At 62.7% G+C, this 15,628-nt stretch carries 15 protein-coding genes; 13 read left to right on the top strand and 2 right to left on the bottom strand.

Going from position 1 to position 15,628, the window contains the following annotated elements:
* Nucleotide 1: 1 nt before the first annotated feature.
* The gene (locus ABIE00_RS25700) at nucleotides 2-913 is read left to right on the top strand and encodes a hypothetical protein (protein WP_354263782.1); all 912 of its coding nucleotides are present in this window, start codon (nucleotides 2-4) and stop codon (nucleotides 911-913) included.
* Here the strand turns inward: ABIE00_RS25700 and ABIE00_RS25695 are convergent.
* Nucleotides 910-1,980 carry an alpha/beta fold hydrolase gene (locus ABIE00_RS25695; protein ID WP_354263781.1) on the bottom strand — a complete coding sequence of 357 codons (1,071 nt, stop codon included), beginning with the start codon at nucleotides 1,978-1,980 and terminating at the stop codon, nucleotides 910-912. The two genes, ABIE00_RS25700 and ABIE00_RS25695, sit on opposite strands and share 4 nt — an antisense overlap.
* A gap of 249 nt (nucleotides 1,981-2,229) precedes the next feature.
* On the opposite strand from ABIE00_RS25695, the gene ABIE00_RS25690 reads away from it, so the two are divergent.
* The 11 genes from ABIE00_RS25690 to ABIE00_RS25640 all read left to right on the top strand — a co-directional run bounded on the left by ABIE00_RS25690 (nucleotide 2,230) and on the right by ABIE00_RS25640 (nucleotide 13,614).
* Nucleotides 2,230-3,228, top strand: a complete 999-nt coding sequence (locus ABIE00_RS25690; RefSeq protein ID WP_502914308.1) for a CHAP domain-containing protein — start codon at nucleotides 2,230-2,232, stop codon at nucleotides 3,226-3,228.
* A 78-nt stretch (nucleotides 3,229-3,306) separates the two neighbouring features.
* Nucleotides 3,307-3,819, top strand: a complete 513-nt coding sequence (locus tag ABIE00_RS25685; RefSeq protein ID WP_354263780.1) for a hypothetical protein — start codon at nucleotides 3,307-3,309, stop codon at nucleotides 3,817-3,819.
* Nucleotides 3,820-3,864: 45 nt separating this feature from the next.
* Complete coding sequence (locus ABIE00_RS25680; RefSeq protein ID WP_354263779.1) at nucleotides 3,865-5,307, top strand: chromosome partitioning protein ParA; 1,443 nt, start codon at nucleotides 3,865-3,867, stop codon at nucleotides 5,305-5,307.
* A gap of 32 nt (nucleotides 5,308-5,339) precedes the next feature.
* Entirely contained in the window at nucleotides 5,340-5,942 is a 603-nt protein-coding gene (locus ABIE00_RS25675) for a DUF6668 family protein (RefSeq protein WP_354263778.1), read from the top strand.
* Nucleotides 5,943-5,960: 18 nt separating this feature from the next.
* Nucleotides 5,961-6,230: a hypothetical protein gene (locus ABIE00_RS25670; RefSeq protein ID WP_207597822.1), complete on the top strand. Its 270-nt coding sequence runs from the start codon at nucleotides 5,961-5,963 to the stop codon at nucleotides 6,228-6,230.
* A gap of 27 nt (nucleotides 6,231-6,257) precedes the next feature.
* A complete protein-coding gene (locus tag ABIE00_RS25665; RefSeq protein WP_354263776.1) occupies nucleotides 6,258-6,995 on the top strand; it encodes a DUF8175 domain-containg protein in 738 nt (245 codons plus the stop codon).
* Between the two features lies 1 nt (nucleotide 6,996).
* Nucleotides 6,997-8,319, top strand: coding sequence for a TrbL/VirB6 family protein (locus ABIE00_RS25660; RefSeq protein WP_354263775.1), 1,323 nt, complete (start codon nucleotides 6,997-6,999; stop codon nucleotides 8,317-8,319).
* Entirely contained in the window at nucleotides 8,306-9,814 is a 1,509-nt protein-coding gene (locus ABIE00_RS25655) for an SCO6880 family protein (RefSeq protein WP_354263773.1), read from the top strand. The genes ABIE00_RS25660 and ABIE00_RS25655 overlap by 14 nt, the downstream gene beginning before the upstream one ends.
* Nucleotides 9,814-11,400 (top strand): putative type IV secretion/conjugal transfer ATPase, encoded by a 1,587-nt coding sequence (locus ABIE00_RS25650; RefSeq protein ID WP_354263772.1) that lies wholly within the window; start codon nucleotides 9,814-9,816, stop codon nucleotides 11,398-11,400. Before ABIE00_RS25655 ends, ABIE00_RS25650 begins: the two co-directional genes overlap by 1 nt.
* Nucleotides 11,397-13,166 (top strand): type IV secretory system conjugative DNA transfer family protein, encoded by a 1,770-nt coding sequence (locus tag ABIE00_RS25645; RefSeq protein WP_354263771.1) that lies wholly within the window; start codon nucleotides 11,397-11,399, stop codon nucleotides 13,164-13,166. The genes ABIE00_RS25650 and ABIE00_RS25645 overlap by 4 nt, the downstream gene beginning before the upstream one ends.
* Nucleotides 13,167-13,176: 10 nt before the next feature.
* Nucleotides 13,177-13,614, top strand: a complete 438-nt coding sequence (locus ABIE00_RS25640; protein ID WP_354263769.1) for a DUF4913 domain-containing protein — start codon at nucleotides 13,177-13,179, stop codon at nucleotides 13,612-13,614.
* A 1,305-nt stretch (nucleotides 13,615-14,919) separates the two neighbouring features.
* On the opposite strand, the gene ABIE00_RS25635 is transcribed toward ABIE00_RS25640, so the two are convergent.
* Nucleotides 14,920-15,078, bottom strand: coding sequence for a hypothetical protein (locus ABIE00_RS25635; RefSeq protein ID WP_354263767.1), 159 nt, complete (start codon nucleotides 15,076-15,078; stop codon nucleotides 14,920-14,922).
* Nucleotides 15,079-15,233: 155 nt separating this feature from the next.
* On the opposite strand from ABIE00_RS25635, the gene ABIE00_RS25630 reads away from it, so the two are divergent.
* A partial coding sequence (locus ABIE00_RS25630) for a helix-turn-helix domain-containing protein (RefSeq protein ID WP_354263766.1) occupies nucleotides 15,234-15,628 on the top strand: 395 nt, incomplete at its 3' end.

The raw sequence follows: 15,628 nt of genomic DNA, 5'->3' as shown, positions 1-15,628 counted from the left end.
CATGAAACTGCTGCTCTTTGCGCTGCTTAGTTGCCTTTGCCTCCTCCGGATCCCCTCGGTGGTTAAAGTGGTTGAGGCCCGGGCCTCGTGGGTGGCATCAATGTTCGGCCTCGCCGCGCTCTATGTCCTGGGGACCGTCACACCGCTGGCGTCCATCGACAGCTACCTCGGTGGCATCAACGTGACGAACCTTCTTCAAGCCATCTTCGCGCTGCTGGCAATCTTCTTCTTCAACGACAGCGTGCGGCGGTTAGCAAACGTACCAGTCAGGTGGACCTACTATGCTCCGTTATTGAGCATTCCCATCATGATTGTCAGCTTCGCCCTTATTGAGGACAAAGCTCCAACCTCTGCGGACTTCATTGATTACCGCATGGACCAACTCGCAACTGCCACCTACAGCGGCACGTACATGCTCGCGCTGCTATTCACCGTGCTTAGGATCATCTACATGCTCCGGCACAAGGCCAGAGGCCTGTACGCAACATTCTCAGCGGGCCTGCTCGTCGTTGCGGCGGCCGTCTCGTGCCACATTGCATATGTGCTGCTGTTCCACTTCACGCCCTGGCATGCTGTCGCGGAGGCGATCGGAGCTTGGTTTGACCGGCTTTTTTATGCCGGCCTCTCGGTGACGGCTGCGGGGTGGCTGATTCTTCTCCTGTCCAAGCAGCTGCCGAAATTGCGGCTCTGGATGATCGATGCGCTTTGGCTTACCGCGCTGAGGGTCCGGGTAAAGGCAGATCAATCCCGGGTTAGCCCGGCCTGGGACCTGTTCAATGAAACGCTGGAAAACGGGGTCTACAAAAGCCTCATTGTTCTGCACAACTACCAGCGCGGGAACATGTGCCCGTTCCCGGAGTCTGTTCAGGGCAGGATCAGCCAGATCGAGGCCAAACTGGACGCGCAGGTTTAGCCTTCCGTCAGGATCGTTTTGCTGATCCAACTCGTGAGTTCGTCAGTGAAGATACTAGGCGAGGCATTCCACTCCTGGGTATGGTGCGCCTCAGGTAACGGAATCAGGGTGACGGTGTCCGGGTTCGCGCGTTGGAACGCCGCCGAGATTTCCCAGGGAACCTCCTGATCCGCGCTCGAGTGCAGGACCAGCGTCGGAATTGACACCCGGTTAGGTGCGTCGACCCATTCAAGGGCATTGAAGTCAATCGGTTCCTCCAGCCCGAGCATCTTCGCGAATGGAGGAGCCTGCAGCAAGGACATGACAAGGCCGGCACCTACCGCAGGCACGCCGGCGGCCGCCGCTCCCGCCGTGATGGTTTTACGCCAGCTCGTGACCGGTCCTACCAGGACGATCCCGACGATCCGGTCACGGTACGCGCTGCGCTCCGCTGTGAGCAGGGCAATGGTCCCACCCATTGACCAGCCCGAGAGGATGATTCGCCGCGCACCGTAAGCAACGGCGTAGGCCACAGCGCTGTCCACGTCACGCCATTCCGTTTGCCCAAGGTGGCTTGATTCGGCCTGCGGTGGGCTGACCTCCAGGTCGCTGCGGAATGAGGGCACCAAAGAGGTGAATCCCAAGGGGCTGAAGGCATGGACGTCACGGAACATGATCGAGCGGTCCGTCCAGCTGCCATGGATATGGATCACCCATGTGTCGGCGTTCTTACCTTCGAATAGCCATGCGGGCGCCGCACCGTAGGCGGTGGGGATGTGGACCTCTTCAAACCGCCCGGCCACGGCGGAGGGTTCGAAGAACACGTCGGGCGTCCAGTCGACCACGGGCCCCAAAGTCATCGGCGCGGACCCTGTCGGATGAATTCGACGCTCCACGAACTTATGATCCTCGTCGATCAGCGTCACCTCCCCGACCCTGATGTAGCGCTCAGCCGCAGGATCGAACACAGCGAAGTCACCGTTGGCTTTGGTGTAGTCATCCAAGTCGATGCGGACTCCGCGGCCATCATCTGTCAGCACGGCACGACGGTAGTCCTTTGGACCCCGTTTAACGATCTTGCGGGCCATGATGACCGCGAATCCGAATAGTGAGCCCGCGGGTACGAGGAACGCCAGGCAGACGAGGCCACGCCGTGTCCTCAGCATCAAGTCCCACCCTCCAGCGCCGATCAGGGAAGAGTAACGAAGCCCAATCATCGTAAACGGTCCTCTAACCCTTGGATATGTATGAAGCATGCTCACTACAGACATTGCACATGTCCACTACAGGTGGGTAGTCTTGGTGTGGGCCAGTTAAGGGCTCAAAGGGGGAAGATCATGCAGCGGAAGTCGTTTGGCCTCGCGGCCATGATCGCGGTCCCCAGCATCTTGGTCGGGCTGGTCTTTTCCATCCTCTTACTCCTTGCCCCGGCGAAGCCGGCCGCTGCGGACTGCGGCCCGACCGGTTCAGTCACCATCAGCGGCGATACGAAGGTCGAGGGGTACTCCCAGGAGCAGTTGAAGAACGCGGCGGCGATCATGGGTGCCGGCAAGGTGCTCGACCTTCCCGTGAAGGGCCAAATGATCAGCGTCATGGTCGCTCTGGGGGAATCTGGGCTGCGTGTTCTGGACCGCGGTGACACCGCCGGGCCGGATTCCCGTGGGTTGTTCCAGCAGCGTGGGAACGGCGCCTGGGGCTCCTACGCGGACCGGATGGACCCGGGCATCAGCGCGACCAACTTCATCAAGGCGCTGCAGGCTGTACCGGGCTGGGAGCTCCTGGAGCCGACCATCGCCGGGAACAAGGTCCAGCGGAACGCGGACCCGTACCACTACCAGAAGTACTGGCCCGAAGCCGTGAAGCTCGTCCAGGCACTCTCGGACGGCAAGTTCTCGCTGGAAGGCAGCGGCTGCTCGCTTCCTGGGCAGTCCGGCGCCGGGGACGATTACCCGTGGAAGAACTCACCCACCTGGATGCAGGCCGGACCGGGAGCAGCGGCGGCCTCGCCGCTTGGCATGTTCTACCGCGAATGCGTGGACTTTGCCCTGTGGAGGGTGAACCAGCAGATGGGTTCCACCAGTGCGCCGTTCAAGTTCCTCAACGGCACCTTCCGCCCAGACGGACAGGGCCTCGGTTCCGCTCTGACCTGGAAGGCCGGCTGGGACGCCAAGGGCTGGGCCACCGGCAGTACGCCCAGAGTGGGCGCGGTCGTTTGGTACGCGCCCGGCGCCGGGGGGAGCGGACCCGACCTATGGACACGTCGCCGTAGTGAAGGAAGTCAAGGACAACGGGACCTACGTCGAAGAGGGCTACAACGGCAACCCGCCACCGGATGACCACAACTACTACACCCGCACCGTGAGCAACACGGCCCCGTCAGCCTTCCTGTACCTGCCCACCCAAGAGGAGAAGAAGTGAAGAAATCACTGGCACTGACGGCGGCGGTGCTGCTGTGCACGGCCTGCGCACCGGCAGCAAACACCACACCGGCCCCGGCGACCAGCACAGTCGCCACTGCTTCCGCTCCGGTCTCTCTGAGCGCGGGCAGCGGCCCCCAGGCGCCCGGTGGCACCGTGCCGGCCACCATCGGCATCAGCTGGGATCAGGCCAGCAAGGACGCCGCCGTAGACATCGCCCAGAACGCCATGTCGGACTACGCCCGCCCGGGCTTGGAGGACAGTCAGTGGGCCAACGACCTCGCCCGGTGGCTCACACCACAGGCCACCGCCGACTACTCCGCTGTGGATCCGGCCAATGTCCCCGCCACCCGGGTCACGGGACCCGCGAGGCTGACGGTCGATGAGGCCAACGGCTACGGGGTCATGGCAGCCGTTCCCACCGATGCCGGGACCTACACCCTGCAGCTGCTCCGCACCGGCCCGGAGGCTCCGTGGAAGGTCAACCGGCTCACTCCGCCCACCTCCTAAGCGCCCGCACTTCACCGACCCCGTCAACGTAAGGAATCAGGTTTCATGAGCACCACACCAACAGAGGTCCTGGCCTTCCCGAACATCAAGGCCATCATCGGTGACAACGGCACTGCCGAGGTCGTCGTCGCAGGAAATTCCCGCGTCGTCCCGGCAGGGAAGACGCTGCAGGATCTGCGCGACAACGCCTTGGCCCTTGTCGTGGCCGAAGCCAGGAGGCTACAGCGCCCCGTCCGGGTCCGCATCGAGGATCCCGAAGGCCAAGGGGAACTGATTGTCCACCCGGACGGCAACGTCGAATCCGTCTCCTACGAGCCCCGGGCCGCCCGCCGGCGCACCGGCAGTGCAGCCAGTACGCCAGCAGCGGCCGCACCGGAAGTCGTTCAGAACGCTCCCATCGCAGCGCCTGTGGCGAAGCCTGAAGCTGCCCAGCCGATGGCGGACAGTCAGCCTTGGCCGCCCCTTCCAGGGGAGACGACGTTGGCCGAGGCCGCGGCACCCGAGCAGGCTGCTGCAGCCGATGCTCCGGTGACCCGACGTAGTTTGAAGGAGACCTCCTTCCTGGTCAGCGCCCCGGTGCTGGAGCCCGCCACGCAGGGCTGGCGCGGGACCCTGACCCGCCTGGGCTTGCGGATGGACCCCTCAGCGGAGGAGCTGTCCGAGCGCGAAGACATCCGCACCGTCAGCCAGCACTGGCCCGGCCCGCGGACCATCGCCGTGGTCAACCGCAAGGGCGGGGCCAACAAGACGCCCACCGTTGTGATGCTTTCGGCGATCCTCGCCCGGTACAGTGGCGCGGCAACGGTGGCATGGGACAACAACGAATCCCAGGGGACCTTGGGATGGCGGACCGAGAAAGGCGCCCACGGCCGCAGCGTCCTGGACCTGATCGATTCCTCCACAGAGCTGCTGTCCCCTTCCACGAACGCGGCCGAAATCGCCAAGTTCGTCCACCACCAGACCGCCGACAAGTTCGACGTGCTGCGCTCGGATGAGAACGAAGAAGGCGACCATGAAGTCACCGCCGAGGAAGTGGACATCGCCCACCAGGTCCTCACCCGCTACTACCGCCTGGTCATCATGGACTCCGGCAACACCGCCCGCGCCGCGAACTGGCGGCGGATGATCGACCACACGAACCAGCTCGTCGTCCCGGTCACCGCCATCGAGGACCGTGCAGAAGCAGCCCGTCTGACGCTGCAGACCCTCGAATCCCGTGGTGGCCACGACGCCGAACTGGCACGCAACGCCGTCGTGATCGTCTCCGAATCCACCGACGCCAAACGCAGCATGACAGGGGACGCCCTCAAGCGCGCCAAAGCCGAGGCACAGCGCATCGCAGACGGCTTCGAGCCGTTCGTGCGGGCCGTCGTCCGTATCCCGTACGACCCCGCCCTGGTGAACGGTCCTATCCGCTACGAAGCGCTCCAGCCCGCGACCCAGCGGGCATGGCTGGCTGCGGCCGCGGCCGTCGCCAAGGGCTTCTAACAACCAACAGCGAACGAAAGGAAGGAGGAACCATGCAACTGTCTCTGAACCCATGGATCACCAGCTCAGCCGAAAGCTCCGACGAGGAGGCACCCGAGGTGCACGTCCCGCCTACTGCCGTTATCAGCACACCGCTGAGGGGCATGGTCGAACCGGACACCGCAGACCGACTGGCCAACCGCGTAGTGTCCGGGTCAGCGCTGCTGTGGATTGTTGGTAGCCACGGGGGAGCAGGTGAGAGCCGCACCGCAGACCTGATCGACGGGGCACGCCCTACCGGGCACTGCTGGCCTGTTTTGCAGGACGGCAGCAAGCCTCGGGTGCTGCTGGTCTGCCGCAACGATATACGCGGCCTCACCACCGCGCAAAGCGCCCTGACCCAATGGGCATCAGGAGCAACACCCGAAGTTGACCTTATCGGCCTCGCCGTCCTGGCAGACGCACCCGGAAAGACCCCCAAGGCACTGCGCGACTTCGCAGCGATTATCGGCGGGGGAGCACCGCGCCTCTGGCTCCTCCCCTGGGTCGAGGCATGGCGGCACGGCGACTCTACGACGACGCCAACGGGCAGGGAATATCAACGCTTCATCACCGACGTAGCTGCTCTGGCTACGGAACCTAACCCAAAGCACTAACCACTGAAAGGTCTCACCATGAACTCCTTCTCCGCTCTTGCCGCGAGCGTCATCCCCAACCCGACCCCCGTCGTGCCCGCCGAAGCCGGCGGACTGCTCACCGTCCTGAACTGGGCCTCCGGTATCGGCCTCGTCCTTGGCGTCCTGGGCGTGATCATCGTCGGCATCGGCATGGTCATCCAGCTCCGTCGTGGAGAAGGCGGCGAATCAATCGCCAAACTCGGCTGGGTCCTGATGGGCTGCATCATCATCACCGGCTCCTCAGGCATCGTCCGCGCCTTCGTCTAAACCAGCACCAACAACGGGAGGTTCACCGTGAGCCAATCACCAGAGAGCAGCACCGACAGCAATCCGTTCACCAAGCCCGGTTTCATCATCGCGGCCGCGCTGGTGGTCGCGCTGATCGCAGCAGCAGCCGTCATCTTCCTGCTCCCCAAAGGACAGGGAAACGCCCAACCAGCACCCACGCAGGCCAGCTCCGCCCCGGCTGGCCCCAGCAAGCCCACTGCCTCTAACGAGAGTGCCTGCGGACTCCCTGCCAGCAAAGACACAGCGCTGGGTACTGCACCGAGGTCCAAGTGGGAGTTAGTGGGAACCATGGCCGTCCCGACCGATCCATCCACCGCAGGCCCCGGCAAGGTAGGAAAGGACGGGCTGAGGTCCTGCTTCGCGCAGTCGCCCACAGGAGCGCTCTACGCCACGGCCAACATCTGGGCTGCCTCGTTCAATGGCTATGCGGAGCAGGTTTACCTGGAACTCTCAGCTGACAGTCCCACTCGGGACAAAGCAGTACAGGCAATAAGGGAGGGCAAGGACGTCGGAGGGGGAACCTCTCCGAACGTACAGATCGCCGGCTTCATCATCCACTCGTATACGCCTGAAGCTGCGGTTGTAGAGCTAGCAATCAAGAGCAGCGACGGGGGATATGGCGCGTTCTCAACCTCCCTGCTGTGGGAAAACGGCGACTGGAAGATGGATATCCCCGCCGCAGGTGGAAATGGAGTTCGGCAGATCAGTGACCTGAGTTCATTCATTCCTTGGGCCGGCGTCTGACATGGCAGATAAAGAGTGCGAAGTTTGGAACGCCCTCTGCTGGACCCAACAGGGTGCCAGCAATGTTGCCGCGGGAATTGCAGACGATGCCATCAACAACCTCGCCAAAGCCATCATGGAGGGAATGAGCCAGATGGTGACCACGCTGTCGACCTTCTGGGTTTCGATGCCGACCGTGAACTTGGCCAGCATGGACGGAACTGCAAGCCCCGTTGTTTCGGTGGTGAACAGTGAGTTGATGCCGTGGACTCTGGCCCTTGCTGTCTTGGCGGTCATCCTGGGTGGTATCAGGTTGATCTGGGAACAGCGGGGTGCGCCCCTGAAGGATCTGCTCCGGTCCTTGCTCACCCTGACGCTTGTCTCCGGCCTCGGTTTGGGCGTCATTTCCATTCTGGTGGTCGCAGCTGACGCTTTTTCCGCGGTGGTCATCAATCGTGCGACCGACGGTAAGGGTTTCGCGGAGTCCCTGAAGATCCTGGTGATGACCAACCAGACCGGCGTTGGGGTGTTCATCCTGATCGTTCTGGGTCTGATCGGACTGATCGCTTCCCTGGTCCAGGTCGTACTGATGGTGGTGCGCAGCGGTATGTTGGTGATCCTCGCCGGGATCCTCCCAACCACGGCCGCGTTCACGAACACGGAGATGGGCCGACAGTGGTTTCAAAAGGCTGTCAGTTGGACCATCGCCTTCATCCTCTACAAGCCAGCCGCGGCGATCGTGTACTCGGTCGCATTCCTCCTCATGGACAGCAAAGGCGGCGGGAACGCTCTGGTCGGTTCGATCACGGGATGCACGCTGATGATCGTTGCCCTGTTCGCACTTCCAGCGTTGATGCGGTTCGTGACACCGATGGTCGGTGCGGTTGCCTCCGGTGGAGGCGCAGGTGCGGGAGCAGCTGTCGGAGCAATCGCCACTGGCGCGGTTTCACTTGGCCGGGGCGGCAACGGCAGGGGCAATGCATCCCCCGTTCCCGCATCGTCAACGAGCACGTCAAACACGCAGAGCATGCACGGCGGCAGTTCGCCGAAGGGCAGCGACGGACCCGCCGGCCCTAGGGGCGGAGGTGGGCAACCCACTCCGGGCAGCAGCGGACCTGGCGGGGCCGCCAGCACTGATGCAGCAGCCAAGGCAGGGACCGGAACGGCCGCAGCAACTGGCTCCAGTGGAGCGGTGTCAGCGGCAGGATCCGGTGGCGGTGCAGCGGCAGCTGGGCCAGCCGGAGTGGCTGTAGCCACAGGCGCGAAGTTGGCGTCCACGACGTCGCAGGCAATTGAAAAGACAGCGCAGGATTCAGCAGGGGAGGGCCCCAGTGGCAGCAATTAACACCGAGTACAAAGAACCCTCCTACGGCAACTGGCGCGTACCGCGCTCAGCTGGCCTGGCCAACCTTGGGGCGATCGGTACGGCCATTGTCTTTGCCGGGCTCCTGATGGGTATCGTCAGCTTCGCTCTGTGGGGGTTGCTCGCGGGCCTGGGCGTTCTTGCCTTTGCCGGTGTCATGGCTTTGCTGCTGACAGTCAAGGACAAGCACGGCCAGTCCATTGTTGACCGGTTCAGCACCCGGATGGCGTTCAAGCTCTCCCGGTCCTCCGGAACCAACCTTTACCGTTCTGGCCCTCTGGGCGTCACGGAGTGGGGCATGTACCAGCTTCCCGGGCTGGCAGCGAAGTCCACCCTGTACGAGTTCACCGACTCCTACAAGCGGCCCTTCGCCCTGCTGCACGTCCCCGCAACGGATCACTTCACCGTGATTTTCTCGACTGAACCTGATGGAGCCTCCCTCGTTGACCCGGAACAGGTCGATGCCTGGGTGGCAAACTGGGGCGGCTGGCTCGCCTCCCTGGCCGATGAAGCAGGCCTGGACGCCGCGGCTGTCACGGTAGAGACCGCTCCTGACTCCGGCTACCGACTTCGGAATGAAGTCATGATGAACATCGACCCGAACGCCCCCGAGTTCGCCCGCGCCATGCTGGGCGAAGTCGTGGACACGTACCCGGAGGGATCGGCAACGGTACGGGCCTGGGTGTCCTTGACGTTTAACTCCGCCATTCGGGCCGGGGCCAAGAAGCGGACCCCGGAAGACGTTGCCCGCGACCTCGCGTCCCGGATCCCGGGCCTCTCGGCACGGCTTCAATCCACCGGCGCCGGGATCGCCCGTCCCATGTCCGCCCAGGAGCTGTGCGAGGTCGTGCGCGTCGCCTACGATCCTCCGGCGGCGCTGATCATTGATGAAGCCCACGCCGCCGGTTCCCCGGTGTCCCTGACCTGGGGCGAAGTCGGCCCTACAGCAACGCAGGCCAGCTGGGATGACTACCGGCACGATTCCGCCTTCTCCGCATCTTGGACCATGACTGGTGCACCGCGGGGATCGGTGAACTCTTCCGTCTTGTCCCGCCTGCTGGCACCCCACGGGGACATTGACCGCAAGCGAATCTCGCTGCTGTACCGGCCCATGGACTCGGCCCGCGCCGCAGCCGTGGTCGAGCGGGACCAGAACAACGCCAATGTCCGCGTCACTTCCGGCACGCGGCCATCGGCCCGCGCCTTGGTCGATGCCCGGTCAGCGGCCCAAACCGCCCAGGAAGAAGCCCAGGGCGCAGGGTTGGTGAACTTCGGCATGGTCGTCACGGCCACCGTCACCGACGCCGAACGCCTCCCTGATGCCGTCGCTGCCATCGAGCAGACCTCCGGCACCGCCCGGGTGCTGCTGCGCCGCGCTTATGGATCCCAGGACACCGCGTTCGCCGCGTCCCTCCCTTTGGGGCTGGTCTTGCCCAAGCACAGCATGGTTCCGTCCGAGATTAAGGATGCCCTGTAATGGCCCGAGCAAAGCTCTTCACCCGCCCCTTCAAGCACAACACCGCTGCCGGCCCGAAGAAGACGGCGAAGCAGCCTCGCGAGGCTGCGCCGGGTGCCCGTGGCTGGCCCGGCCGGGGCGGGGGCATGGCACAGCTGGTTCCGTCCGTGAAGGAATACCGGGGAACCACGGTTCAGGTGTGCGGGCTGTGGCCCTTCTCTTCCGGTGCGTCCTCACCCATGATCGGTATCCCGCTCGGACGCCACGAGGAAACCCAGGCCACGGTCTGCTGCGACCCGATCAGCTGGTTCCAGCGGGCCCGGCTGATTTCCAACCCCTCGGCGTTCATCCTGGGCAAGCCCGGTCTGGGGAAGTCCACTGTGGTGCGGCGGATGTTCATCGGACTCTCCGCCCAAGGTGTGCACCCGCTGATCCTGGGCGACCTCAAGGGCGAGCACGTCAAAGCCGTCAAGGCCTTGAACGGGCAGGTGATTCGGCTTGGCCGCGGCGTCGGCTACCTGAACATCCTTGACCCGGGCCAGGCCGTGGAAGCCGCCCAGATCCTGGAAGACAACGGCCATCCTGAGGACGCGGCACGGGTCCGCGCTGACGCGCACGGCCGCCGCCTGACCATGGTTGTTTCGCTGATCACGATCAGCCGCAACAGCCCACCCACCGATCAGGAACAGACGATCCTGGATCGTGCCCTGCGGATCCTCGATGAACGCTTTGACGGTGTTCCGGTATTGAAAGACCTGCTGGACGTGATCGTGTCCGCGCCTGACGAGCTGCGTCAGGTCGCCTTGGACAGGGGAGACAAGTCTGTCTACCTGCGCGAGACCCGTGCGCTGGAGGCCACCCTGTTGGGGCTGACCGGGGGCGGGAAGCTCGGGGAAATCTTCTCCCGCCACACTTCAGAGCCGATGGTGCGCGACCGTGCCGTGGTCTTTGACGTTTCCAGCATTGATGAGACCGAAACGGACTTGCAGGCCGCGGTACTGCTGGCGTGCTGGTCCTACGGTTTCGGCACGGTGAATGTTGCCAATGCCCTGGCAGACGCCGGGCTTGAACCGCGCAGGAACTACTTCGTCGTCCTGGATGAACTGTGGCGGGCCCTGCGCGCCGGGAAGGGCATGGTGGACCGGGTGGACGCTCTGACCCGGCTCAACCGCTCCGTCGGTGTCGGGCAGATCATGATCTCCCACACCATGTCCGACCTGCTGGCTTTGCCGGCAGAAGAGGACCGGATGAAAGCCCGCGGATTCGTCGAACGCTCCGGCATGGTGATCTGCGGCGGCCTGCCGGCCTCGGAAATGCCCCAGTTGACCTCCGCCATCCCGCTTTCGCGCCAGGAGCAGCAAAAGCTCATCTGCTGGCAGGACCCGCCCGCGTGGGACTCCCGCGGCGTCGATGTTGAGCCTCCGGGCCGGGGAAAGTTCCTCATCAAGGTCGGCGGACGTCCCGGAATCCCCGTTCAGGTCGGACTCACATCCTTGGAGAAAGGCCCAGAAGGCATCAACGACACCAATGCCAAGTGGAGCACCACATCGAAGGCCCTGCTTGAACCGGCGGCCAGGGCCCTGCCCAGTGAAGGAGCATCAGAATGAGCGCGCCCAATCGCAAAGGAATCGGCGTCGGTGATGCCCTGCTGGTCTGGCTGGTCATCGGTTTCATCGTCGTCTTCGTCGGCGGCACCTACGCCGCCCTGCACGTCGGCTCGTGGATGGCTGGCATCGCCGCCCCACCGGCGCACCCGATCGATCTGATCGCCGGTCTAATCAAAGGCCGCGTGCCGTGGCCTACGGAGGCTACCGTCGTTGTCTGCGTCATGGCCGGGCTCGTCCTGACTTTGGCCATCGTCGTGCTCGTGGCGTGGCGGCAAGGCGCGTCCAAGCGTGCCCGCGTCGACAAAGCCGCCCGCTACCTGGGCCGCGGCAAAGCGTTGGCCGCGTTCACCGAGAAGGGAGCAAAAGCGACCGCCGAGCGTCTGGGCGTGACGGACACGCCAGGCATCGTCGTGGGCAAAGTCGTCGCCACCGGGCAAAAGTTCCTTCAGTCCTGGGAAGACCTGTCCCTGGACATTTGGGGTCCCCGTACCGGTAAATCAACATCACGAGTGATACCGGCCATCCTGGACGCACCCGGTGCGGTGGTTTCGACGTCGAATAAGCGCGACGTCGTGGACGGGACCCGCGGGGTCCGTGAGAACACCGCACCGGTGTGGGTGTTCGATCCTCAGAAGATCGCTCAGGAGGATCCGGACTGGTGGTGGAACCCGCTCTCCTACGTCACCGATGAAGAGAAAGCCTACAAACTCACCCAGCACTTCTCCATGGGTTCCCGTGTTCCTGGATCCAAGCCCGACGCCTACTTTGACCCGAAAGCCGAGGACATTTTGTCCTCCTACTTCCTCGCCGCCGCTCTCGGGAACCTTCCCATCACGCAGATCTACCTGTGGGTGACGGAGCAGGTCAGCCAGGAACCCATCGAAATCCTCCGGCAGCATGACTACGAGCTGCAGTACAAGGGCTTGGAGTCCACGCTGAAGCTCGCTGACAAGCAGCGCGACGGGATCTTCGGCACCGCCGAGAAAATGATCCAGTGCCTCAAGAGCCGCAACACGCTGCGATGGGTCGCTCCCACTGGTGGGGCGACGGTGGCCACGGATACCCGCCGCCAGTTCAACCCGCACGCTTTCGCCGCGTCCCAAGAGACCATTTATATCCTTTCCAAGGAAGGGGCCGGCTCCGCCGCCCCTCTCACCACGGCCCTGACCGTGGCGATCGCTGAGGCGATGGAAGAACGCGCCGAACGCAGCGGCGGTCGGCTTCCTAAGCCTGCCTTGTTCGCTCTCGATGAGCTGGCCAACGTTGTCCGATGGGCCGGGTTGCCAGACCAGTTCAGCCACTACGGCTCCAAGGGCCTGATCGTGATGGGGATCCTGCAGTCCTGGTCCCAGGGTGTGGAGCTGTGGGGCGAGGCGAACATGCGGAAAATCTGGTCGGCCGCGAACGTCAAGGTCTACGGAGGCGGCGTTGCCGAAGAAGGATTCCTCCGAGCGCTGTCCGACCTGATCGGGGACTACAGCTACATCAGTGTCTCGGTCTCCTCCGGCAAGTCGGGCTCCAGCCGCTCCCGTCAGGAAAGCAAGGAGCGCATCTTCGATGTCTCCAACCTCGCCGAACTGGACCGCGGCCGCGCCGTGGTCCTCGCATCAGGCGCGCCGGCCACGCTGGTCCGCACCACGCCCTGGTACACGGGGACGCACAAGGACGCTGTGGAGGCGTCAATCGAGAAGTACAGTCCGCGGCCGGAGGAAGAACCCGTAACGGTAGCAGCGGCACCTTCGGCTAATCCTTGGGTAACCGGGTAGGAGATTCTGCATGACCATCGAAATTGGCCGATTCGGCGAAGTCGCCAGCACCAGCACCGAGCCCGCCGACAATGCAGGGGAGGAACAGAAGCAACTGAAACTGGTCTACGGCTCGGCCGAGGAGTTCCTGCATGAGCAGCTGCTGCCAACCTATGTGCGCAGCGTCGACGGCCGCTCGGCGCAGTGGTGCATCGAATGGTACTTCCACCCTGAAGCAGTCTCCCGCATAGAAGCGCTGTGGCGGGCCTGGGAACACCTAAGACTCGACGGTGCGACAGGAATCAGTGTCTGGTGGAAAGACCACGCAGACCACCACATGAGCGTTCTTCTGGACCCACGCGGCCCCTTCCACAAATGCGACATGAAGTCACACCGCGACCCGGTCCATTTGGAACCGAAAAAGGCACCGATCGGCTGGTTCCCTGACGTGCGAACCCAGCTAGCCTGAAGTCGCCTTCGCGTTGCGCCCCGGCCCCTTTGGGGCAGGGGCGCGGCAGGCTATCTTCCGGTTTCCTTGAGAACCTGTCGCGTTCGCCTTCTTCAAAGCGGTGTCGTGTTCGGTTGGGTTGGAAGGGATGGCCGTGGCGAACGCGCAGGATAGGTGTGCTCAGAGCCGTCCGCTGTAGTAGGCCCTTCCTACCGCGATGGAGCAAGTTTTGGGCAGCGCCAAGCAGATCAGTGCATGGGCTCGGAAAAGCAGATATGAGCAGTCACTAATACGGCTAGGGCCGCTGCATCATCGGGGGTCGAGTTTGAAAATTCGAGCCCCAAAAATCAATTTGTCTTTGAATGTGCAGTAACATCTTAACAACCCACTTTCCGGGTCGTACTTTCCACTGCATCAGGCAGTGCAGGTACCGAGTGGTAAGGAAAGGGGGGAGAAGGATTGAGCAAGAAGAAGAGAAAGGCGAGGCGCTCTGGATCGCATAGAAACGCCACGACGATAGTGCAGCTTCTCAGGGCCTGCGAGCGTCTCATCGTGGCAATTTCTATTTTCCTGTCAGTGAACAACTGGCTTTTCCGTTAGCCAATCATCCCCTTGCGGGCGTCGGCCGGACTAGCACTCCTGGTCGGCGCCCACCTATCCTTCCTTGGACTCTGCACCACAACTAGCGTGGCCGAGGTTCCGTAGAAGTCAATCCATACGGATCAGTGGCATCAATCCGTTTGAACCGTATGAACAATCTAAGAGTATCACTACGGAGTCCAATCGGTATTTAAAGATCTCAAAACCACCCGTAGTTCCTTCAATCATTTCCCCGCTTGTGAATGTACAGACTATTCAGCAAGCGTTAGCAACCAGAGCGGCCGCGCTTCGGCAATTTTAATTAGTCTCTCGCTGGTTAGTAACTCGAATCATCTTGTGAAATCTCGAAGTGATCCGTAGTTCCGTTAACAGTTACCGCGCTTGTGAATGTACAGACTATTCAGCAAGCGTTAGCAACCAGAGCGGCCGCGCTTCGGCAATTTTAATTAGTCTCTCGCTGGTTAGTAACTCGAATCATCTTGTGAAATCTCGAAGTGATCCGTAGTTCCGTTAACAGTTACCGCGCTTGTGAATGCACAGAGTATCCAGCAAGCGTTAGCAACCACAACGACCGCGCTTCGGCAACTTTCGGCCGCCCGCAGGTGATGATGACTCCTTGTCAGGAGTAGCCGGTGTTGGGTTGTAGAGGGAACCGACCGAAGTTCATGGCTTACGGCGTGCCGTCGTCCGCAGGCGGCTTGCATCTAGGCGGGTGTTGCCCGCGGCCTACTTCGCGTTGAACCGCTCGAGCAGCGGGGATACGAGGCAGTAGATTTCTCTCACTTCACCCACGATTGCCTTCGCTGAGGTGACCGCCCGAGGCAGCTCGTGAGACAGCTGCTCCATGCTGTCGACGAGTCGCGTGAATGAGAACCCGTGATTCATGTCCAAACTTCCTTCTCTTGCGGGAGGGCGTCGGACTCGCTGGTCGAGAAGACGCCTCATGATATATTTCACTTTCACGAGTTGCTCGTGTTGTGAAATCAACGTTAGCCGATTCAGGAGGATTTTGAGAAGTGAAACCAGGATCTAGTTCGGCAGTGGCATTCGGAGCCGTGTTGCAGGCCGTGCGCAAGGACAGGTCAAAGAACCAGTCTGATGTCGCTGGCTTTTTCAGCCCCAAGCTGTCTATCGCTGCGGTCTCAATGGCAGAAAGCGGGAACCGTCCACCCAAGACCGAAGCGATCGTCCGCGCCTATGCTGACGCTTTGGAACTAGACGCCGATGGCCTGCTCGACCTTTGGTGGGCGATGCAAGGGATGGTCATGGCAGAGGACCGTGAGGACGAGCGCCCGCGGCGCCAGTGGTGGCGGGAGCGGTGGGCAGAGCCGCAGGTCACATTGGACTATAACCAGGCAGATAGCAAGGCTAAGGCGGCATGGACTCCGAACGAGGATTTCTACGCCCCTTCGCAAGAACTATTCGTCCTCGCCTA

Origin of the sequence: Arthrobacter sp. OAP107 (assembly GCF_040546765.1) — a bacterium.
Lineage (GTDB): Bacteria > Actinomycetota > Actinomycetes > Actinomycetales > Micrococcaceae > Arthrobacter.
This window is presented reverse-complemented; position numbering and strand designations above follow the sequence as displayed.